This is a genomic window from Kitasatospora sp. SUK 42, assembly GCF_015776785.2.
In the GTDB taxonomy this organism is placed as follows: Bacteria; Actinomycetota; Actinomycetes; order Streptomycetales; family Streptomycetaceae; genus Kitasatospora.
In genome coordinates this window covers 797808-818291 of sequence record NZ_LFMD02000007.1, presented here as the reverse complement: position 1 = coordinate 818291, position 20484 = coordinate 797808, and the positions used below count along the sequence as shown (strand labels likewise).

Sequence of the window (20484 nt, the reverse complement as noted above, 5' to 3'; positions counted from 1 at the left end):
CCTTCCTACGGTGGTGATCAGCAAGGGAAGGACGGGGTTGGCGTGCTGGAGCACCTGAACCGGGCGATGGAGCACATCGAACGGCGGCTGGACCGCGAGATCGACGTGGCCGAACTGGCGCGGATCGCGATGACGTCGGAGTACCACTTCCGGCGGCTGTTCTCGATGCTCGCCGGGATGCCGCTGTCGGAGTACGTCCGGCGTCGGCGGCTGACCGTCGCCGGTGCCGAAGTCCTCGACGGCGAGCGGACGTTGCTCGACGTCGCGGTCCGGTACGGCTACACCTCGGGAGAGGCGTTCGCCCGGGCGTTCCGGGCGATGCACGGGGTCGGGCCGGGAGAGGCCCGGCGCGAGGGCGCGGTGCTCACCTCCCAGCCCCGGATGTCCTTCCGACTCGTCGTGGAGGGAAGCAGCAGCATGGAATACCGGATCGTCGAGAAGCCGGACTTCCGGATCGTCGGCCGGAAGGCCCGGGTGCCCCTGATCTACCTGGGCGTCAACCCGCACATCGCCGAGTTCATCAAGGGGCTCGGGGCGGAGACCGTCGAGCGGATCACGGCTCTGACCGGCAAGGACCCGCTCGGCATCGTCTCGGTGACCGACGACTTCTCGCCCAATCGGGAGGAGGGCTCCCTGCTCGACTACTGGCACGCGGTGGTGGCGCGCGAGGACGCCGTCGTCCCGGACGACCTGGAGGTCCTGCACGTCCCGGCCGGGACGTGGGCGGTGTTCGTCAACAAGGGGGCGTATCCGCAGGCGCTGCAGGAGATGTGGGGGGACGTGTACAGCCAGTGGTTCCCGTCCAACCCGTACGAGGCCCGGCCGGGCCCGGAGATCCTGCAGACCCGCTTCGTCCCGGGGACGGGCGACGCCGAGGCGGAGCTCTGGATCCCGGTGGCGCGGGCTGTGCGGAGCTGACGGCCGCCGGTTTTCGGGTAACAGATAACGGATGACAGCTGACAGATTTCGAAATCTGTCAGCTGTCATCCGTTAGTCGTCTTTCACCCGCCCACCCCCGTTCGGCCCACCAGCGCCCGCCCCCACCCCCCTGTGCCCCCATGCTGGGGCGGGGGAGCACGGGCCGGCAGGCCGCTACCCGAGGAGTGGGATCACCGATGGTCAAGGCGTTCGGCTTCGTCGACTACGGCGGACCGGAGACACAGGAGTTCCTCGACCGCCCGCCGCTGGAGGCCGGCCCCGGCCAGCTGGCGATCTCGGTCCGGGCCGCCGGGGTGAACCCGGTGGACTGGAAGATCCGCCGGGGCTTCCTCGGCCGCGAGCGTCAACTCCCGACCGTCATGGGCCAGGAGGCCTCCGGCGTGGTGCAGCAGGTCGGCCCCGGGGTCACCGGCTTCACCCCGGGCGACGAGGTCTTCGGCCGCGTCGTCACTGGAGGCTTCGCCGAACAGACGCTTCTCAGCGCCGAGTTGAGCGCCCTCAAGCCCGAGGTCGTCGGCTTCGACCAGGTCGCGACGCTCTGCGTCTCGGCCGCCACCGCCGACGACGCGCTGCGCCAACTCGCCCTCGGCGCCGGTCGGACCCTGCTGATCCTCGGCGTCGCGGGCGGCGTCGGCAGCGTCGCCGCCCAGCTCGCCCACCGCGGCGGCCTGACCGTGATCGGCACCGCGAGCGACACCAACCGGGCGTACGTCGCCTCCCTCGGCGCGACCCACGTCCGCTACGGCGGCGGCGTCGCCGAGCGGATCGCCGCCGCGGCCCCCGGGGGCGTGGACGGCGTGCTCGACCTGATCGGCGGCGACGCCCTGCGCGAGGTGGCCGGCGTGTTCACCGACCGCACCGAGCTGGTCAGCACCGCGGACCGCTCCACCGTCGCCGAATTGGGCGGCCGGTACGTCGCGCGCTCGACCACCTCCGAGACCCTGGCCGCCCTCGCAGCCCTGGTCGCCACCGGTGAGCTGGACCCGCACATCACCAACCGCTACCCGCTCACCCACGCCGCCGAGGCGCTCGCCGCGGTCGAGTCCGGGCACAGCCGCGGCAAGGTGGTCCTCGAAGTCGCCTGACCGGAACCCGAACCAGCCGGCGGCCTGGACGGTCGCCTTCGCGTCCACCTCGCCGCCACCGAGGGCTGAGAGCTAGTCCCCGACCGCTCGCCGCGAGCGCCACCCCGCCACCGCCGCGCCCGCCGTGACCAGCAGCGCGCCCATCGGCACCACGTCGCCGATCCGGTCGTACCAGGTCAGTGTCCCGGGCGCGGTGAGCGGCAGCCGTACGGTCAGCGCGCCGGTCCCGTCGGTGCCGAGCCGGGCGAGCTCGCGGCCCTGCGCGTCGAAGGCCGCCGAGACCCCGGTCAGCGAGGCCTGGACGGCCGGACGCCCGGTCTCGGCGGCGCGGATCGCCGCCAGCGAGACGTGCTGCTCGGGTGCCCAGGTGCGCTGGAAGGTCGAGGTCGAGGACTGGTACACCAGCACCCGGGCGCCGTCCCGGGCCGCGGTGCGGGACATGTCGGGGAAGGCCGACTCGAAGCAGATCAGCGCGCCGACCGGCAGCGGCCCGCCCGCCCGGTCGGTGGCCGGCAGGAGGTGGAAGGCGGTGCCGGGGGCCCGGTTCTCGCCCGCCGCGCGGCTGACCCCGGCGATCCAGCCGAGCGCCGGCCGCAGCGGGATGTACTCGCCGAAGGGCACCAGCCGGATCTTGCGGTAGCGGTCCACCACGCCCTCCGGGGAGACCAGCACCGCGTCCTTGGAGATCCGCCCGTCCGCCTTGCGCGCGTCCTCCCCGGCCAGCACCTCGGCGCCGGTGGTCGCGGCGAGGCGGCGCAGCTCGTCCAGGGCGGCCGGATCGCGGTCCAGGTCGGCCGTGGTGCTGCTCTCGCCCCACACCACGAGGTCCACCGGCTGCCCCACCAACGCCGAGGTGGTTCGGGCGCTCGCCTCGAACCGGGCCTGCGGGTCGTCGACGATGCCGGGCTGGACCAGCGCCACGGTGACCGCCCCGGCGGTCGTCGGCGCCGGGCGCAGCGCGAACAGCAGCGGACCGGCGGCCAGCGCCAGTACGGCGGCCAGCGCCGCCACCGCCCGTGGCCGCCGGTGGGCCGCGGTCAGCGCGATCAGCACCCCGGTGTTCACCGCCGCCACCGCCGCGCTGACCAGCCAGATCCCGCCGGCCGAGGCCAGCCCGAGGATCGCCGGGTGCTGCCACTGGGTGGCGCCGAGCAGCGCCCACGGCCCGCCGAGCGCGTGCCAGGAGCGCGCGTACTCGGTGGTCACCCACACCGCCGGGACGACCAGCAGCGCGAGCAGCGCCCGCCGGGTGGTCAGCGGCGGGCGGAGCAGCCGGTGCACCGCGTACCCGAGGCCGGCCTGCAACGCGCCGAACAGCACCGCGAGCACCGGCAGGCCCGGCCCGATGGACGGCACCAGCCAGTACATCGCGGTCAGGATGAACCCGGCCCCGAACCACCAGCCGCGCACCGCCGCCTCCCGGCCCGAGGGCGCCCGCTGCATCAGCAGCAGTCCCGGGACCAGTCCGACCCACGCCAGCCAGGCCTGCCCCGGCGCCGGGAACGCCAGCACCGGCAGCGCCCCGGCCGCCAGCGCCCCGGACCGGGCCCGGTACCGGTGCGGCGGGTGCGGCTCCCGGGCCGCGTCGGCAGGCGTGCTCAGGTCCGGGCCGGCGGAGGCGGCGGCGGTGGCGGTGGCGGTGCGACGCGACATGCCCCGCATTGTCCGCTCGGTCGGCCGTACACCACCAGCGTTTCCCGCACCCGAACGGATGACGGGAACACCACGTTTAGAACACGCGCCCGCCTGACTGCCCGGCTACCCGCCCGCTGAGCAGGGGTCTCAGCCCTCGTCGCCCTCCAGATCGCCCTCGGTCTCCAGGAACGCGGCCTGCAACTGCTCGATCAGCTCGGGGTCCGGCTGCTCCCACAGGCCGCGGCTGGCCGCCTCCAGCAGGCGCTCGCTGATCCCGTGCAGCGCCCACGGGTTGGCGCCGGCCAGGAACTCCCGGTTGACCGGGTCGAGCACGTACTCCTGGGTCAGCTTCTCGTACATCCAGTCCGCGACCACGCCCGTCGTGGCGTCGTAGCCGAACAGGTAGTCGACGGTCGCGGCCATCTCGAAGGCGCCCTTGTAGCCGTGGCGGCGCATCGCCTCGATCCAGCGCGGGTTGACCACCCGGGCGCGGAAGACGCGGGCGGCCTCCTCGGTCAGCGTGCGGGTGCGGACCGTCTCCGGGCGGGTCGAGTCGCCGATGTAGGCGGTCGGCGCCTTGCCGGTGAGGGCGCGGACGGTCGCCACCATGCCGCCGTGGTACTGGAAGTAGTCGTCCGAGTCGGCGATGTCGTGCTCGCGGGTGTCGGTGTTCTTCGCGGCGACGGTGATCCGCTTGTACGCGGTCTCCATCTCCTCGCGCGCCGGACGGCCGTCCAGCCCGCGGCCGTACGCGTAGCCGCCCCAGACCGTGTACACCTCGGCGAGGTCGGCGTCGGTGCGCCAGTCCCGGCTGTCGATCAGCTGGAGCAGGCCCGCCCCGTACGTGCCCGGGCGGGAGCCGAAGACGCGGACGGTGGCCTTGCGCTCGTCGCCATGCACCGCGAGGTCGGCCTGCACGTGCGCCCGGACGAAGTTGTCGGAGTCCTTCTCCTCCTGGGCGGCGGCCAGGCGCACCGCGTCGTCCAGCAGGGCGACCACGTGCGGGAAGGCGTCCCGGAAGAAGCCGGAGATGCGCAGCGTGACGTCGATGCGCGGGCGGCCCAGCTCGTCGAGCGGGATCGGCTCCAGACCGGTGACCCGGCGCGAGGCGTCGTCCCAGACCGGACGGACGCCGAGCAGGGCGAAGGCCTCCGCGATGTCGTCGCCGGCGGTGCGCATCGCGCTGGTGCCCCAGAGGGACAGCCCGACCGAGGGCGGGTAGGCGCCGTCGTTGTCGGCCCGGTAGCGGTCGATCAGCGAGGTGGCGAGCGCCTGGCCGGTCTCCCAGGCGAGCTTGCTGGGGACGGCCTTCGGGTCGACGGAGTAGAAGTTGCGGCCGGTCGGCAGCACGTTGACCAGGCCGCGCAGCGGGGAGCCGGAGGGCCCGGCCGGGACGAAGCCGCCCCGCAGCGCGTGCAGTACGGCGTCCAGCTCGTCGGTGGTGGCGGCCAGGCGCGGCACCACCTGGGTGGCGGCGAAGGTCAGCACCTCGCCGACGGCCTGCCGCACGGCCTCCGGCAGTCCGGCGGCGACCTTCTCCACCGCCTCGGGCGCCCAGTCCTGCGCCTCCATGGCCTCGACCAGGGCGCGGGCCTGCGCCTCGGCCGCGTCGGTGGCGCCGAGGGTGAGGGCGGCCTCGTCCAGCCCGAGCGCCTCGCGCAGGCCGGGCAGTGCGCTGACGCCGCCCCAGATCTGGCGGGCGCGCAGGATGGCGAGCACGATGTTGACCCGGTCGGTACCGGTCGGGGCCTGGCCGAGGACGTGCAGGCCGTCGCGGATCTGGGCGTCCTTGACCTCGCAGAGCCAGCCGTCGACGTGCAGCAGGAAGTCGTCGAAGCCGTCGTCCTCGGGGCGCTCGTCCAGTCCGAGGTCGTGGTCCAGCTTGGCGGCCTGGATCAGGGTCCAGATCTGGGCGCGGATCGCGGGCAGCTTGGCCGGGTCCATCGCGGCGATGTTGGAGTGCTCGTCCAGCAGCTGCTCCAGACGGGCGATGTCGCCGTAGGAGTCGGCGCGGGCCATCGGCGGGACGAGGTGGTCGACGAGCGTGGCGTGCGCGCGGCGCTTGGCCTGGGTGCCCTCGCCCGGGTCGTTGACCAGGAAGGGGTAGATCAGCGGCAGGTCGCCGAGGGCGGCGTCCGGGCCGCACTCGGCGGACAGCGCGGCGGTCTTGCCGGGGAGCCACTCCAGGTTGCCGTGCTTGCCGAGGTGGATGACGGCGTGGGCGCCGAAGCCGCCGTCCTCCTGCGCGGCCTCGATCCAGCGGTAGGCGGCCAGGTAGTGGTGGCTGGGCGGCAGGTCGGGGTCGTGGTAGATGGCGACGGGGTTCTCGCCGAAGCCGCGCGGCGGCTGGATGAGCACCAGCAGGTTCCCGGAGCGGATCGCGGCCAGCACGATGTCGCCGTCCGGGTTCTGCGAACGGTCGACGTACAGCTCGCCGGGGGCGGGGCCCCAGTGCTCCTCGACCTGCTCGCGCAGGGCCTGCGGGAGCTCGGCGTACCAGCGGCGGTACTCGGCGGCGGGGATGCGGACGGGGTTGCGGGCCAGCTGCTCCTCGGTGAGCCAGTCCTGGTCGTAGCCGCCGGCGGCGATCAGGGCGTGGATCAGGGCGTCGCCCTCGTGGCCCCCCTGCCCCTCGTCGTCCGTGCCGGCGCCGGCGTCCGTCGCGGTGTTGAAGCCGGGCAGGCCGGCGCCGAGGTCCATGCCCTCCTCACGCAGCCGCTCCAGCAGGCGCATCGCGCTGGCCGGGGTGTCCAGGCCGACGGCGTTGCCGACCCGGGCGTGCTTGGTCGGGTAGGCGGACAGGACGAGGGCGAGGCGGCGCTCGGCGGCCGGGACGTGCCGCAGCCGGGCGTGCCGGACGGCGGTGCCGGCCACGCGGGCGGCGCGCTCCGGGTCGGCGGCGTAGACGGTCAGGCCGTCCTCGTCCAGCTCCTTGAAGGAGAACGGGACGGTGATCAGTCGGCCGTCGAACTCCGGCACCGCGATCTGGGTGGCGGTGTCCAGCGGGGACAGGCCGTCGTCGCTGCTCTCCCACTGGGCGCGCGACCAGGTGAGGCAGAGCGCCTGGAGGATCGGGCGGTCGAGGGCGGCCAGCGCGCCCGCGTCCCAGGCCTCCTCGTCGCCGCCGGCCTGGGCGTCGGCCGGGCGGGTGCCGCCGGCGGCGAGCACGGTGGTGACGATCGCGTCGGCCTCGCCGAGCGCGGCCAGCAGCTCGGGCTCGGCGCCGCGCAGCGAGGCGCAGTAGTAGGCCCTGGCCTGCGCGCCCTGGTCCTCGACGGCCCGGCAGAGGGTCTCCACGAAGGCGGTGTTGCCGCTCATGTGGTGGGCCCGGTAGTAGAGCACGGCGACGGTCGGTCCGTCGGTCGTACGGGCTTCGCGCTCCAGCGGCCCCCAGGCCGGGGCGGAGGCGGGCGGGGCGAAGCCGTGGCCGGTCAGCAGCACGGTGTCGGAGAGGAAGGCGCCCAGCTCGGCCAGGTTGGCCGCGCCGCCGTGGGCGAGGTAGGCGTGCGCCTCGGCGGCGATGCCGGCCGGGACGGTGGACAGCTCCATCAGCTGGGCGTCGGGGGCCTGCTCACCGGTCAGCACGACCACCGGACGGGGGCCGGCCAGCAGCGCGTCCAGGCCCTCCTGCCAGGCGCGGCGCCCGCCGAGCAGCCGGACGACGACCAGCTCGGTGCCCTCCAGCAGCGCGGGCAGGTCCTCGGGGGCCAGCCGGGCGGGGTTGCCCAGCCGGTACGGGACGGGGCCCGTGGCGGCGCGGGCGCTGAGCAGGTCGGTGTCGGACGTCGACAGCAGCAGGATCATACGAAGGCCCTCCCGGCCTCGTCGGTGGCCAGGGTGGCCACGGTGATGGCCGGGTCGGCCGCGATGGTGGCCTGGGTGGCCGCGATGGTGGCCGGATCGGCCTCGTTGGTGGCCGGGGACACGGGCGCGGGCATGCGACAGCGCTGGTGCATTTCTGCCTTCCTCGGGGTCCGCGCCCCGGGCCGGTGGAGGACGGCGGGAGTTCCTGGCTCCCGCGGCCGACCGGTCTCCCGGTGAACCGCGGTCACAGTGGCGGGACCGCACCGGGCTTGCACCGGTTTCCTCCCCTGCGCCGTCGCTGGCGTCGGGCGGTCCGCTGGAACCGCCCGCCAGCATCGTACGGGGTGCGGCTGACCTGGGGGAGAGCGAGCTTTGCCACGCCCGGGTGCGGCGGCGGTCGTGGTGACGGTCGCGGTGGCGTGGCGGCGACGGCGTGGTGGTGTGCCGGCGACGGCGCGGCCGCGGCGTGCGGGCGGGAGCGCAGGCCGGGATGCGCGCCGGGTGTGATGCAGCGGACGGGGGCAACCGATCGGATCATCTGTATGCTCGCCGCCATGCCACCGACACCCGACGCCACCGCGCCGGGCGCCGCCGTGCCCGACCGGGGGCGTGCGGACGCCTGCCCCGGGGCGCTTCGTCTGCACCCCGCCGACGACGGCGCCCTCGCCCGGATCCGCCTGCCCGGCGGACTGCTGACGGACCGTCAGGCGCTGGCGCTGGCCGAGGCCGCCGAGGCCCTGGGCGACGGCGAGTTGGAGACCACCTCGCGCGGCAACGTCCAACTCCGCGGTCTGGCTCCGGACTGCGGAGCCGAACTCGCCGACCGGCTGCGCGCCGTCGGCCTGCTGCCCTCCGAGACCCATGAGCGGGTGCGCAACATCGTCGCCTCGCCGCTCGCGGGGCTCGACGCTCCGGCGGGCGCCGACGTCCGGGCCTGGGTGCGGGAACTGGACGCGCGGCTGTGCGCGAGCGACTGGGCGACCGGACTCTCCGGCAAGTTCCTGTTCGCGCTGGACGACGGGCGGGGCGACGTCGCCGCGCTCGACGCCGATGTGACATTGATCGCAGCTTCGAACGGCCCGGCCCTGCTGCGCCTCGGGCGCTCCCCGCTCGCGCACCCGGTCGAGGCCGGGCAGGAGGTGACGGCCGTGCTGGAAGCGGCCCGCGGCTTCCTGGCCGCGTTGCGGACGCACGGACGCAGGGCCTGGCACCTGCGCGAGGTGCCCGACCTGCTGCCGGTCGGCTCGGTACCGCTGCCCGCCCCTGCCGGCGAGGCGCCCCCCGTCGGCGCGCTGCCCGGCGGACTCTCGGTGGGCATGCGCTTCGGCCGGGCGAGTGCCGGGCAGTGGCGGACGCTGGTCGCCGCCTCGGCCGGTGAACTGAGGCTGACGCCCTGGCGCGGTGCGGTACTGCCCGGCGCCACCGCGGACCGGCTGCCCGCGCTCGCGGCGGCCGGATTCCGTACCGAGCCGGGCTCGGCCTGGGAACGGGCCACCGCCTGCACCGGACTGCCGGGCTGCGCCAAGTCACTGGCCGACGTCCGGGCGGACGCGGCCCTGGCGCTGGACGCGCAGGCGGCCGGGGAGTTCGCGGGGCTGCCCGTCCACTGGTCGGGCTGTGAGCGGCGCTGCGGCCATCCGGCCGGGCGGTGGGTGGACGTGCTCGCCACGGGGCACGGCTACCGGGTGACGGTGCACGGGCCGGCGACGGCAGGCTCGCCCGCGGATGCGGGGAACGCGGACGTGGCGAACGCGGACGTGAGGAACGAGGAGATGGCCGAGGCGGTCGCCGAGGCCAGGAGGACCACGAAGTGATCGAGTACGAGAAGGACGGGGCGTCCATCTACCGCCAGTCCTTTGCCACCATCCGCGCGGAGGCCGATCTGGCCGCCCTTCCGGCGGACGTCTCCCAGGTCGCGGTGCGGATGATCCACGCCTGCGGGATGGTCGACCTGGTCGAGGACCTGGTGTACTCGCCCGGCGTGGTCGCCTCCGCGCGCGCGGCCCTGCGCGCCGGTGCGCCGATCCTGTGCGACGTGAACATGGTCGCCAGCGGCGTCACCCGCAAGCGGCTGCCCGCCGACAACGAGGTGATCTGCACCCTCACCGACCCGTCGGTGCCCGAACTCGCCCGCACGATGGGCAACACCCGCAGCGCGGCGGCCATGGAGCTGTGGCTGCCCCGGCTGGAGGGCGCGGTGGTCGCCGTCGGCAACGCGCCGACCTCACTGTTCCGGCTGCTGGAGATGATCGAGGCGGGCGCACCGCGACCGGCCGCGGTGATCGGCGTGCCGGTCGGCTTCATCGGCGCCGCCGAGTCCAAGCAGGCCCTGGCCGAGCACCCGTCCGGCCTGGAGCACCTGGTGGTGCGCGGCCGGCGCGGCGGCAGTGCGATCGCCGCTGCTGCCATCAACGCGATTGCGAGCGAAGAAGAGTGACGGACCGTCTGGACAGCCAGGATCGCCAGGAGTCCGCCACGGGGCGGCTGTACGGGGTCGGGCTCGGCCCGGGCGACCCGTCGCTGGTGACCGTCCGCGCGGCCGAACTCATCGGCAAGGCTGACGTGGTGGCGTACCACAGCGCCCGGCACGGCCGGTCCATCGCGCGCTCGATCGCTGAACGGTATCTGACGGATGGTCAGATCGAGGAGAAGCTGGTCTACCCGCTGACCGTCGAGACCACCGACCACCCGGGCGGCTACCGGGGCGCGCTGGACGAGTTCTACGAGGAGGCCGCCGCCCGGTTGGCCGCCCATCTGGACGCCGGGCGCGACGTGGTCGTCCTCGCCGAGGGCGATCCCCTGTTCTACGGCTCGTACCAGCACATGCACAAGCGGCTCGCGCACCGCTACCCGACCGAGGTGGTGCCCGGCGTGACCTCGGTCAGCGCGGCGGCGGCCCGGCTCGGACAGCCGCTGACCGAGGCCGAGGAGACCCTCACCGTCATCCCGGGCACCTTGCCCGAGGAGGAGCTGACGGCCCGGATCGCGGCCGCCGACTCCGCCGTGATCATGAAGCTGGGGCGCACCTTCCCGACCGTCCGACGGGCGCTGGAGCGGGCCGGACGACTGGCGGACGCCCAGTACGTCGAGCGCGCCTTCATGGACGGGGAGCGGCTCGCGCCGCTCGCGGAGGTCGAGGGGGAGACCGTCCCCTACTTCTCGGTGGCGGTGCTGCCGAGCAAGGTCGCGCCGCTGGAGCCGACCGTGCGGACGGCGGACGGCGTGGGCAGCGTGACCGTGGTCGGCACCGGGCCGGCCGGGCCGCTCTGGCTCACCCCCGAGGCGCGCGGCGCGCTGGCCGAGGCCACCGACCTGGTCGGCTACACCACCTACCTGGACCGGGTTCCGGAGCGGCCGGGGCAGCGGCGGCACGGCTCGGACAACAAGGTGGAGTCGGAGCGGGCCGAGTTCGCCCTGGACCTCGCCCGGCGCGGTCACCGGGTCTGCGTGGTCTCCTCAGGCGACCCGGGCGTCTTCGCGATGGCCACCGCGGTGCTGGAGGTCGCCTGCGAGCCGGTCTACCGGGACGTCCCGGTGCGGATCGTCCCCGGGATGACCGCCGCCCACGCGGCCGCCTCCCGGGCCGGTGCCCCGCTCGGGCACGACTACGCCGTGGTGTCGCTGTCGGACCGGCTCAAGCCGTGGGACGTGGTGGCGAAGCGGCTGCGCGCCGCCGCCGAGGCGGACCTCGTGCTCGCGCTGTACAACCCGGGCTCGAAGTCCCGGACCACCCAGGTCGGCCTCGCCCGGGACCTGCTGCTGGAGCACCGGGCGCCGGAGACCCCGGTGGTGATGGCCCGCGACGTCGGCGGACCGACCGAGCGGATCCGGATCGTCCGGCTGGGCGAGCTGGACCCGGAGCTGGTCGACATGCGGACGATCCTGCTGATCGGCTCCTCGCAGACCCAGGCGGTCGAGCGTGGTGGCGGCGTGGAGGTCGTCTGGACGCCGCGGCGGTACCCGGAGGACTGACGGGCGACGACTAACAGATGACAGTTGACAGATTTCGAAATCTGTCAGCTGTCATCTGCCTTCTGTTCGCTGTTATCCGTCGGCTGTTCGCCGTCAGCCGTCCGTCGTCGGCGTCCCGCCCGCCCGCGTCACCGAGTCGGCTTGGCGACCAGGAGCTCCGTGTTGTGGTCCTGCCCCGCGCCCAGCAGCGCCGAGACCCTCCCGTTGGGGTCGTTGTACGCCAGCTCGCGGTACAGCGACGCCAGGTTGGAGTCCGAGGTGCTGCCGAAGTCCGTCCCGTACGGCGCGGAGGACTCGATCAGGGTGGTGAACAGGGAGAGCGTCCCGTCCCCGTTGTCCGCGATCTCGATGATGCGCCCGTGCTGCGGGTAGTCGATGTGCGAGGCGGTGTTGATCTCCCAGAACGCCCGCTCCGGCACCGCGTGGCCGTGCGCGGTGATCTTGTTCATGTGGGTGTGCCCGTTCACCCACGCGACCACGTTCGGGTAGCGCTGCAGCAGCGCGACCAGCTCGTTGCCGTCGTGCCGCTTCTCGAAGACGTTGCGCGGGTCCGGCAGCAGGTTGCCCATCGTTCCGCTGGTGTGGTGGCTGAAGACCAGGACCACGTCGTCGGTGCTTCCGCCCGTCACCCGGCGCCCGTCGGCGTCGTACCAGTGACCGCTGTGCGCCTGCAACTGCTGCTCCAGCCAGCGCAGTTGAGCGGTGCCCAGGGAGCCGTCGGCGAACCCGGCCTGGTTGGTGGTGTCCAGGCTGATGCCGACCACCTTCTCCGAGATCCGGAAGGTGTAGTAGAGCTTGCCGCTGCCCACCATGTCCGAGGTGAAGCCGTGCCCGTACGGGCCCGCGCCGGTGACGGCCGGGTTGAGGTGGGCCTTGGCGAACTCCTTGAGGGTGAACGGCCGCCGGCGCCCGTCCGGGGTCACCCGGCGCACCGCCTCGCCGTTGGCGATCAGCTTGGCGAGCAGCAGCACGGCGCCCGCCGGGTCGCGGCGCAGGGAGTCCATCAGCTGGGCCGCCGTCGCGTCGTCGCAGCCCTCAAGCTTGTAGGCGCCGGTGTAGAGATCGTTCAGCAGTCCGAAGTCCGGCAGCGAGCCCTCGATGCTGTCGTCGTGGTTGCCGACCGTCGTGTACCAGGGGGTGCGCAGGCCGGGCGCGTCGAAGGGGCGGCCGGCCGCGGCGAGGAACCCGGGTATCTGGGGGAAGCCCTTCGCCTTGTAGCCGTCGGCGTAGGAGAGTTCGGGGTTCCAGTAGGCCGCGCTGCCGGAGTTCTGCACGCCCTCGTAGCGGTTCGGGTCGCCGGTGTTCTGGGCGAGCCGGCCGCCGCCCATGACCGTGAGGTACCAGTCGAGTTCGGCCAGCTCGTGGTTGTCGGTGTTGTCGCCGGTGGCCATCACCATGCTGAACGGCATCCCGGTGTAGGGGCCGCCGGCGAGCGAGTTGACCCGCTCGACGAGGGCCGAGACACCGCGGGCGTTCAGGGCCTCCTGCGGCCGGTACGCGCTGTCGTTGAACCTGGCCAGGTACTCGAAGCGCACCGGGGACTCGGTGTCCACCAGGTGCAGGTCGCTGAACTGGACGAAGCTGGCCAGCCCGGTGCGGCGGTCGTCCCGCCCGGAGCCCGGCGCCGCGAGGTCCCCGCGCACCATCAGAGGCCAGCCCGGTCCGGCCGTCAGCCGCTTGTAGGAGCCGGCGCCGACGGGAGTGGCCACCTGCTCCAGCGTCGTCCCGGTGACCTTCACCGCCCGCGCGGCCGTGGTCGCCAGCGCCTGCTCGCGCGCCGCGGCCGAGGCGAACTGGGCGCCGCCCAGCGACAAGGCGGACCAGGCGGTGGCCACCGACGCGCCCGTGAGGAACGTACGCCGTCTCATCCCTGCCACAAAAACCCCCACATGCTGATGGCCCGGCCGGGCAAGCGCCCCGTCCACCGGGCCTGAATGTCATGAACCCGCTTCTGGCGGACCGCCAGATTACCCGCGAGTAGGCAGCGGGTGTTAGGCCCGTGCGGAGAACTCTTCGGGAACGAGGGGGAGCGCCTCCTGCTCAGCTCGCACACGGGCCGCGGCGGACCCCCGGTCGGGGCGGAGCCGGACGGATGGGGGAAAATCGGCGGCGGCGGCCGGTGCGGCGGCCGAGGAGAGCGGGAAGGCGCGCGAGCGCGGTCGGACGGCTCGGAACTTCGGAACTTCGGAACTTCGAGAGTGAGGCGCAGGTGGCCGCAGCGGGAGCCGAGGCGGGAGGCCGGGCCGGCCAGCTGAAGAGCAGCGGTCTGCGGCACGGCTGGACGACGGGCGCCTGCGCCACCGCCGCCACCAAGGCCGCGTACACCGCGCTGCTCACCGGCGAGTTCCCGGACCCGGTCACCATCACCCTCCCCAAGGGCCAGCAGCCCGCCTTCGCCCTCGCCGCCGAGCAGCTGATGGCCGAGGGGCTGGTGGCCGAGGAGCTCGCGACCGAGGAACTCTCCGCAGGAAAGCGCGCTGCCGCGAGCGCCATGGCCGGCGTGGTCAAGGACGCGGGCGACGACCCCGACGTCACCCACGGCGCGCTGATCCGCGCGACCGTACGGGCCGGCGCGCCCGGCACCGGGGTGGTGTTCCGGGCCGGCCCGGGGGTCGGGACGATCACCAAGGCCGGCCTGCCGCTGCCGGTTGGCGAGCCCGCGATCAACCCGGTGCCCCGGCAGATGATCCGGGACGCCGTGGCCGAGGTGGCGGCGGCGCACGGCGGCAGCGGGGACGTGGTGGTCGAGGTCTCCGTCGACCACGGCGAGGAGATCGCCCGTTCGACCTGGAACCCGCGCCTGGGCATCCTCGGCGGGCTCTCCATCCTCGGCACCACCGGGATCGTCGTCCCCTACTCCTGCTCGGCGTGGATCGACTCGATCCGCCGGGGCGTGGACGTGGCCCGGGCGGCCGGTCGTACGCACGTGGCGGGCTGCACCGGTTCGACCTCGGAGAAGGTTGCGGTCGCGGTGCACGGGCTCCCGGAGGACGCGCTGCTGGACATGGGCGACTTCGCCGGAGCCGTCCTCAAGTACCTCAAGCGGCACCCGGTGTCCCGGCTGACCATCGCGGGCGGCTTCGCCAAGCTGTCCAAGCTCGCCGCCGGTCACCTCGACCTGCACTCGGCGCGCTCCCAGGTGGACAAGGGGTACCTGGCCGAACTGGCCCGGCGTGGCGGGGCGGACGCGGCGCTCGCCGGGGCGGTGGCGGAGGCCAACACCGGGTTGGAGGCGATTCAGCTGTGCCGGGCGGCGGATGTCCCGCTCGGGGACCTGGTCGCCGAGGCGGCCCGGGCGACGGCGCTCGGCGTGCTGCTGGGCTCGCCGGTCGCGGTGGACGTCATCTGCATCGACCGGGCCGGTGCGATCGTCGGCCGCGCGGAACCGCTCGGGCCGTGAGCGCTGCGGCGGCCGTGAAGTCCGTGAGCACTGTGGCGGCCGTGAAGTCCGTGACGGTCGTGACAATGTCACGAGTGTCACGGAACATCGACAACGCCACCTGGTGATGTGAAGATCTGACGCCCATACAGGGCGAGAAACGGACAAAAGGATCGTCGCGCTCGCCCCCTGATTCTGTCGCCATCTCAGTCATGAGATATCGTCTGCCGAGTGACAGGCGACTACCTCACCCGTATCGGCACCCTCATCCGCACCGCGCGCCAGCACCGTGGCTGGTCCCAGGCGCAGCTCGGAGAGGCCCTCGGCACCAGCCAGAGCGCGGTCAACCGCATCGAACAGGGCAAGCAGAACGTCAGCCTTGAGATGATCGCTCGCATCGGCGAAGCCCTCGACAGCGAGATCGTCTCCCTCGGCTACTCCGGCCCGATGCACCTGCGGGTGGCCGGCGGCACCCGCCTCTCCGGCGCCATCGACGTCCGCAGCAGCAAGAACGCCTGCGTCGCGATCCTGTGCGCCTCGCTGCTGACCACCGGCCGCACCACGATCCGCAGCGTCGCCCGGATCGAGGAGGTCTACCGCATCCTTGAGGTGCTCACCAGCATCGGCGTCAAGAGCCGCTGGATCAACGACGGCCGCGACCTCGAACTCACCCCGCCCGCCGAGCTCGACCTCGCGGCGATGGACGTCGAGGCCGCCCGCCGCACCCGCAGCGTGCTGATGTTCCTCGGCCCGCTGATGCACCGCGCCCAGCGCTTCGCCATCCCGTACGCGGGCGGCTGCGACCTCGGCACCCGCACTGTCGAGCCGCACCTGACCGCGCTGCGCCGCTTCGGCCTGGAGGTCGCCACCACCGGCGGCGCCTACCACGCCTCGGTCGAGCCGGGCGTCCCGCTGGAGCGCCCGATCGTCCTGACCGAGCGCGGGGACACCGTCACCGAGAACGCCCTGCTCGCCGCCGCGCGCCACGACGGTGTGAGCGTCATCCGCAACGCCTCGCCCAACTACATGGTCCAGGACCTCTGCTTCTTCCTGGAGAAGCTGGGCGTGAAGATCGAGGGCATCGGCACCACCACCCTCACCGTCCACGGTGTCCCGGAGATCACCTGCGACGTCGACTACACCCCGGCCGAGGACCCGGTGGAGGCGATGAGCCTGCTGGCCGCCGCCGTGGTCACCTCCTCCGAGCTGACGATCCGCCGGGTGCCGATCGAGTTCCTGGAGATCGAGCTCGCGGTCCTGGAGGGCATGGGCCTCGACTACGACCGGACCCCGGAGTACCGGGCCCACAACGGCCACACCCGCCTGGTCGACCTCACCGTGCGCCCGTCCAAGCTCACCGCGCCGATCGACACCATCCACCCGATGCCGTTCCCCGGCATCAACATCGACAACGTGCCGTTCTTCGCCGCCATCGCCGCGGCCGCGCACGGCACCACGATGATCCACGACTGGGTCTACGACAACCGCGCGATCTACCTCACCGAGCTGACCCGCCTCGGCGCGGACGTCAAGCTCCTCGACCCGCACCGCGTCCTGGTCCAGGGTCCGACCCGCTGGCGCGCCGCCGAGATGATGTGCCCGCCGGCGCTGCGCCCCGCCGTGGTCATCCTCCTCGCGATGCTCGCCGCCCAGGGCACCTCCGTCCTGCGCAACGTCTACGTCATCAACCGCGGCTACGAGGACCTCGCCGAGCGCCTCAACTCGATCGGCGCCCAGATCGAGACCTTCCGCGACATCTGACGGGCATCTGACGGATACGGTCATCGCACTGGCCGGCCTCACCCGTTGAGGCCGGCCAGCAGCATCGCCACGTCCAGTCCGGTATCCAGGTAGTCCGTGAACACCGGGTTGTTCAGCGCCCAGGGCGACCGCCGCTCCCGCACCAGCCGGACCGCCTCGCCGACGTCGTGGCCCAGACCGGTCAGCGCCTGCGCGACCACCAGCCCCGAGCGGTTGTAGCCCGAGTGGCAGCGCACCAGCGTTCGCCGCCCCCGGCGCACGGCGGCCGCGGTGAGTTCCGCCGCCTCCTGGACGGCGAGCAGCTGACCGGGGGAGAGCGGCTCGTCCGGCACCTCCCGGACGACGTGCTCCACCCCCGGCGCCGGGCCGTGCCCGGGGAGTGTGAAGAGGCTGACCACCAGGTCGAACTCGCGCCGGACGATGACGGGTTCCAGCTCCCCGCCGGGCGGCGTGCAGTAGTGCCCGCCCATCCACAGCCCGGTGACGATCTCGTTCCAGGGCTCCGACGGCCCGGGGGTGTCGCGCTCCTTCTGGCGGGTCCGCATTCCCGCTCCCTCCGGTGCCGAGCCTGTGGCTACTCGCCGGTGGTGCCGTCGAGGTGTTCGCGCAGGAGGTCGGCGTGGCCGTTGTGGCGGGCGTACTCCTCGATCATGTGGATGAGGATCCAGCGCAGCGAGAAGACCTCCTCGCCGTAGTGGCCCAGGACGTCCAACGACTCCGCGGCGGCGACGAGTTCCCGCGAGTGGTCGCACTCGCGGCGCCAGATCGTGAAGGCCTCCTCCGGGTCGGCCGTCTCGACGTCGAACTCGGCGAAGCTGCCGTCGGGGTACTTCCAGAAGCCGTGGCGGCCTTCGTCGTTGAGGACGTTGCGGAACCAGCTGCGCTCCACCTCGGCGAGGTGGCGGACCAGCCCGAGGAGGGAGAGTCCGGAGGGCTCCAGCACCCGGGTGCGGAGCTGCTCGGTGGTCAGACCGGCGCACTTCATCGCCAGGGTGTCACGCTGGTGGTCCAGGAAGCTCGCCAGGGTGGCCCGTTCATCGGCGGTGCGCAGGGTGGCGGCGCGCTGATCGTCGGTCATCGCGCCATCCTGCCGGGCGATCGGTTCAACCGCCAGGCAATTCCACCACCCGGACTCAGCCCGGCAGCTCCAGCAGCTCCAGCTGTTCCAGCCAGCGCACCGCGCCCGGTACGTCCGGGGCGACCGGCACGCCTTCCGGTACGGGCGGGCGCTCCACGATGATGACCGGCAGCCGCAGTCCGCGGGCGGCGGTGAGTTTGGGGGCGGTCGCGGCGCCGCCGCTGTCCTTGGTGACCAGGACGTCGATGTCGTGCTTGCGCAGCAGTGCCTCTTCGCCGTGGACCGTGAACGGGCCGCGGTCCAACAGGACTTCGAACGAGGGCGGCAGCGGGGGCTCGGGCGGGTCTATCGAGCGGGAGATGAAGTGCACCCCGTCGAGGTGGGCGAAGGCGCCGATGCCCTGCCGTCCGATGGTGAGGAGGACCCGTTCCCCACGCCGGGGCAGCAGTTCGGCCGCCGCGGCGAGCGAGGGCACGGGGAGCCAGCGGTCCCCGTCGACGCGGGTGAAGCCGGGACGGCGCAGCACCAGCAGCGGAACGCCGGTGGCGGCCGCCGCGAGGGCGGCGTTGTGGGAGATCCCGGCGGCGAAGGGGTGGGTGGCGTCCACCACGGCGTCCACGCCCTCGGCGCGCAGCCAGGCGGCCAGCCCGTCCGGGCCGCCGAAGCCGCCGATCCGCACCTCCCCGGCGGGCAGCCGGGGTTGGGCCACCCGCCCGGCCAGCGAACTGGTGATCCGCAGGGCCGGGTACCGGCCGTCGAGCGCGGAGGCCAGCGCCCGGCCCTCGGTGGTCCCGCCGAGGATGAGCAGGTGCCCCGTCATGCGTCGCAGGGCTCGTGCGGGCGCTCGCGGTCCGCCGAGTAGAGGTGGCTGTCGCGGAACTGCTCGGCGGCGAGGGTGCGGCCGACGATGATGACGGCGGTGCGGACCACGCCCGCCGCCTTGACCTGCTCGGCGATGTCGGCCAGCGTCCCGCGCAGCACCAGCTCGTCCGGGCGGCTGGCCATCGCGACCACGGCGGTGGGGCAGTCGGCGCCGTAGTGCGGGAGCAGCTGCTCGACCACGTCGTCCACGTAGCCGGCGGCCAGGTGTAGCACCAGCAGGGCGCCGCTGCGGCCGAGGGTGGCCAGGTCCTCGCCCTCGGGCATCGGGGTGGCGCGCTTGGCGATCCGGGTCAGGATGACGGTCTGGCCGACGGTCGGCACGGTCAACTCCCGCTTCAGCGCGGCCGCGGCGGCGGCGAAGGCCGGCACGCCGGGGACGACCTCGTACGGGACGGCGGCCGCGTCCAGGCGGCGCATCTGCTCGGCGACGGCGGAGAAGACGGACGGGTCGCCGCTGTGCAGCCGGGCCACGTCCTGGCCGGCCTGGTGCGCGGTGACGAGTTCGGCGGTGATCTGGTCCAGGTTGAGCTGCGCGGTGTCGATCAGGCGTGCGCCGGGCGGGCACTCCGCCAGCAGCTCGCGCGGCACCAGGCTGCCCGCGTACAGGCAGACCTCGGCGCGGGCCAGGATGCGCTGGCCGCGCAGGGTGATCAGGTCGGCGGCGCCCGGGCCGGCTCCGATGAAGTAGACGGTCACGAGGCGTCCTCCTGAGGGGGGTTGGGCTTGACGGCGGACCACTGGGTGACCGGCATGGCCTGCCGCCACCCGGTGAAGCCGCCCACCGGGACGGCGTGGGCGACGGCCAGTTTGACGAGTTCCCCGCCGTGGCGCCGGTACCACTCGGTGAGCAGCGCCTCGGACTCCAGCGTCACGGTGTTGGCCACCAGCCGGCCGCCGGGGCGCAGTGCGGCCCAGCACGTGTCCAGCAGGCCGGGCGCGGTGAGGCCGCCGCCGATGAACACGGCGTCGGGGGTCGGGAGTTCGGCGAGTGCGGCGGGTGCGGGGCCGGTGGCCACCCGGAGCCGGGGCACGCCGAGGGCGGCGGCGTTGCGGGTGATCCGCTCGGCGCGGACCGGGTCGCGCTCGACGCTGACGGCCTGACAGTCGCGGTGGGCGCGCAGCCACTCGATGGCGATCGAGCCGGAGCCGCCGCCGACGTCCCAGAGCAGTTCGCCGGGGGAGGGGGCGAGCGTGGCGAGGGTGGCGGCGCGCACGTGCCGCTTGGTGAGCTGGCCGTCGCTCTCGTACGAGGCGTCGGGCAGGCCGGGGACGAGGGAGCTGCGCGGGCCGTCGCCGAGTTCGACCGCGATGACGTTCAGCGGGTCGCCGGGCGGGTGCGGCCAGCCGTCGGCGGGTCCGTCGAGCCGGCGCTCGGCCGGGGCTCCGAGCTGTTCGAGCACGTGCAGTCGGGCGGCGCCGTAGCCGTGGGCGGTGAGCAGCGCGGCGACGGCGGCGGGGGTGGCGGCGTCGGCGCTGAGCAGCAGCAGCCGGCGGCCGGGGTGGAGGGCGAGCGCGAGGGTGTCCAGCGGGCGGCCGACCAGGCTGACGACCTCGGTGGCCTCCAGCGGCCAGCCGAGCCGGGCGCAGGCGTGGGAGACGGAGGAGGGGTGTGGCAGGACGCGCAGCCGCTCGGCGCCGACAATCTCGGCGAGGGTGCGGCCGATGCCGTAGAACATCGGGTCGCCGCTGGCCAGGACGGCGAGGCGGCGGCCGGAGTGGGCGGCGAGCAGGCCGGGCACGGCCGGGCGCAGCGGGGACGGCCAGGGGACGCGTTCGGCGGTCACCGTGTCGTGGGGGAGCAGGTCCAGCTGACGGGGGCCGCCGATGACGACCTCGGCGGACTGGAGCGCGGCCCGGGAGGTGGCGGCGAGGCCGGGCCAGCCGTCGGCTCCGATCCCGACGACGGTGATCGGAGGTGGCAGCTCGGGCACCGGGTGGCTCCTCGTCGT

16 protein-coding genes and 1 riboswitch are annotated in these 20484 nt (G+C 73.8%); of the genes, 7 read left to right on the top strand and 9 right to left on the bottom strand.

Going from position 1 to position 20484, the window contains the following annotated elements:
- Window positions 1-42: 42 nt before the first annotated feature.
- A complete protein-coding gene (locus RZ50_RS25315) occupies window positions 43-918 on the top strand; it encodes an AraC family transcriptional regulator (protein ID WP_196948876.1) in 876 nt (291 codons plus the stop codon).
- Between the two features lie 197 nt (window positions 919-1115).
- Window positions 1116-2024 carry an NADP-dependent oxidoreductase gene (locus RZ50_RS25310; RefSeq protein WP_196948875.1) on the top strand — a complete coding sequence of 303 codons (909 nt, stop codon included), beginning with the start codon at window positions 1116-1118 and terminating at the stop codon, window positions 2022-2024.
- Between the two features lie 72 nt (window positions 2025-2096).
- Here the strand turns inward: RZ50_RS25310 and lnt are convergent, their stop codons facing one another.
- The 3 genes from lnt to RZ50_RS25295 all read right to left on the bottom strand — a co-directional run bounded on the left by lnt (window position 2097) and on the right by RZ50_RS25295 (window position 7597).
- Complete coding sequence (lnt, locus tag RZ50_RS25305) at window positions 2097-3677, bottom strand: apolipoprotein N-acyltransferase (protein ID WP_196948874.1); 1581 nt, start codon at window positions 3675-3677, stop codon at window positions 2097-2099.
- A gap of 129 nt (window positions 3678-3806) precedes the next feature.
- The gene (gene cobN, locus RZ50_RS25300; RefSeq protein ID WP_196948873.1) at window positions 3807-7463 is read right to left on the bottom strand and encodes a cobaltochelatase subunit CobN; all 3657 of its coding nucleotides are present in this window, start codon (window positions 7461-7463) and stop codon (window positions 3807-3809) included.
- On the bottom strand, window positions 7460-7597 hold the full coding sequence (locus tag RZ50_RS25295; protein WP_196948872.1) for a hypothetical protein: 138 nt from the start codon (window positions 7595-7597) through the stop codon (window positions 7460-7462). Before RZ50_RS25295 ends, cobN begins: the two co-directional genes overlap by 4 nt.
- A gap of 65 nt (window positions 7598-7662) precedes the next feature.
- A riboswitch (cobalamin riboswitch) is annotated at window positions 7663-7748 on the bottom strand.
- Window positions 7749-8005: 257 nt separating this feature from the next.
- Here RZ50_RS25295 and RZ50_RS25290 point away from each other — a divergent pair.
- The 3 genes from RZ50_RS25290 to RZ50_RS25280 are packed head-to-tail and all read left to right on the top strand — an operon-like array spanning window position 8006 to window position 11435.
- On the top strand, window positions 8006-9277 hold the full coding sequence (locus tag RZ50_RS25290) for a cobalamin biosynthesis protein CobG (protein WP_196948871.1): 1272 nt from the start codon (window positions 8006-8008) through the stop codon (window positions 9275-9277).
- The gene (locus RZ50_RS25285) at window positions 9274-9900 is read left to right on the top strand and encodes a precorrin-8X methylmutase (protein WP_196948870.1); all 627 of its coding nucleotides are present in this window, start codon (window positions 9274-9276) and stop codon (window positions 9898-9900) included. Before RZ50_RS25290 ends, RZ50_RS25285 begins: the two co-directional genes overlap by 4 nt.
- On the top strand, window positions 9897-11435 hold the full coding sequence (locus RZ50_RS25280) for a precorrin-2 C(20)-methyltransferase (RefSeq protein WP_308272234.1): 1539 nt from the start codon (window positions 9897-9899) through the stop codon (window positions 11433-11435). Before RZ50_RS25285 ends, RZ50_RS25280 begins: the two co-directional genes overlap by 4 nt.
- A gap of 128 nt (window positions 11436-11563) precedes the next feature.
- Here RZ50_RS25280 and RZ50_RS25275 read toward each other — a convergent pair whose 3' ends face one another.
- Window positions 11564-13303, bottom strand: coding sequence for a TIGR03767 family metallophosphoesterase (locus RZ50_RS25275; protein ID WP_196948869.1), 1740 nt, complete (start codon window positions 13301-13303; stop codon window positions 11564-11566).
- A 341-nt stretch (window positions 13304-13644) separates the two neighbouring features.
- Here RZ50_RS25275 and RZ50_RS25270 point away from each other — a divergent pair, with 341 nt between their 5' ends.
- Together RZ50_RS25270 and RZ50_RS25265 are read left to right on the top strand one after the other, a co-directional pair.
- Window positions 13645-14835 (top strand): cobalt-precorrin-5B (C(1))-methyltransferase, encoded by a 1191-nt coding sequence (locus RZ50_RS25270; protein ID WP_308272232.1) that lies wholly within the window; start codon window positions 13645-13647, stop codon window positions 14833-14835.
- A 210-nt stretch (window positions 14836-15045) separates the two neighbouring features.
- A complete protein-coding gene (locus tag RZ50_RS25265) occupies window positions 15046-16575 on the top strand; it encodes a UDP-N-acetylglucosamine 1-carboxyvinyltransferase (protein WP_196948867.1) in 1530 nt (509 codons plus the stop codon).
- Window positions 16576-16613: 38 nt separating this feature from the next.
- Here the strand turns inward: RZ50_RS25265 and RZ50_RS25260 are convergent, their stop codons facing one another.
- From RZ50_RS25260 to cbiE, 5 genes are read right to left on the bottom strand one after another with little or no spacing between them, the layout of a single operon-like run.
- Window positions 16614-17120, bottom strand: a complete 507-nt coding sequence (locus RZ50_RS25260; protein ID WP_196948866.1) for a dual specificity protein phosphatase family protein — start codon at window positions 17118-17120, stop codon at window positions 16614-16616.
- Between the two features lie 29 nt (window positions 17121-17149).
- Window positions 17150-17653, bottom strand: coding sequence for a DinB family protein (locus tag RZ50_RS25255; RefSeq protein WP_196948865.1), 504 nt, complete (start codon window positions 17651-17653; stop codon window positions 17150-17152).
- A gap of 55 nt (window positions 17654-17708) precedes the next feature.
- Window positions 17709-18473: a cobalt-precorrin-6A reductase gene (locus RZ50_RS25250; protein WP_196948864.1), complete on the bottom strand. Its 765-nt coding sequence runs from the start codon at window positions 18471-18473 to the stop codon at window positions 17709-17711.
- The gene (gene cobM / locus RZ50_RS25245; RefSeq protein WP_196948863.1) at window positions 18470-19231 is read right to left on the bottom strand and encodes a precorrin-4 C(11)-methyltransferase; all 762 of its coding nucleotides are present in this window, start codon (window positions 19229-19231) and stop codon (window positions 18470-18472) included. Before cobM ends, RZ50_RS25250 begins: the two co-directional genes overlap by 4 nt.
- A complete protein-coding gene (cbiE, locus tag RZ50_RS25240) occupies window positions 19228-20466 on the bottom strand; it encodes a precorrin-6y C5,15-methyltransferase (decarboxylating) subunit CbiE (protein WP_196948862.1) in 1239 nt (412 codons plus the stop codon). Before cbiE ends, cobM begins: the two co-directional genes overlap by 4 nt.
- Window positions 20467-20484 lie beyond the last annotated feature (18 nt).

Bases quoted from the DNA above. Each gene is read 5' to 3' on its own strand.
- RZ50_RS25310 (WP_196948875.1), top strand. From the start codon at position 1,116: ATGGTCAAGGCGTTCGGCTTCGTCGACTACGGCGGACCGGAGACACAG.
- lnt (WP_196948874.1), bottom strand. From the start codon at position 3,677: ATGTCGCGTCGCACCGCCACCGCCACCGCCGCCGCCTCCGCCGGCCCG.
- cobN (WP_196948873.1), bottom strand. From the start codon at position 7,463: ATGATCCTGCTGCTGTCGACGTCCGACACCGACCTGCTCAGCGCCCGC.
- RZ50_RS25295 (WP_196948872.1), bottom strand. From the start codon at position 7,597: ATGCCCGCGCCCGTGTCCCCGGCCACCAACGAGGCCGATCCGGCCACC.
- RZ50_RS25290 (WP_196948871.1), top strand. From the start codon at position 8,006: ATGCTCGCCGCCATGCCACCGACACCCGACGCCACCGCGCCGGGCGCC.
- RZ50_RS25275 (WP_196948869.1), bottom strand. From the start codon at position 13,303: ATGAGACGGCGTACGTTCCTCACGGGCGCGTCGGTGGCCACCGCCTGG.
- RZ50_RS25260 (WP_196948866.1), bottom strand. From the start codon at position 17,120: ATGCGGACCCGCCAGAAGGAGCGCGACACCCCCGGGCCGTCGGAGCCC.
- RZ50_RS25255 (WP_196948865.1), bottom strand. From the start codon at position 17,653: ATGACCGACGATCAGCGCGCCGCCACCCTGCGCACCGCCGATGAACGG.
- RZ50_RS25250 (WP_196948864.1), bottom strand. From the start codon at position 18,473: ATGACGGGGCACCTGCTCATCCTCGGCGGGACCACCGAGGGCCGGGCG.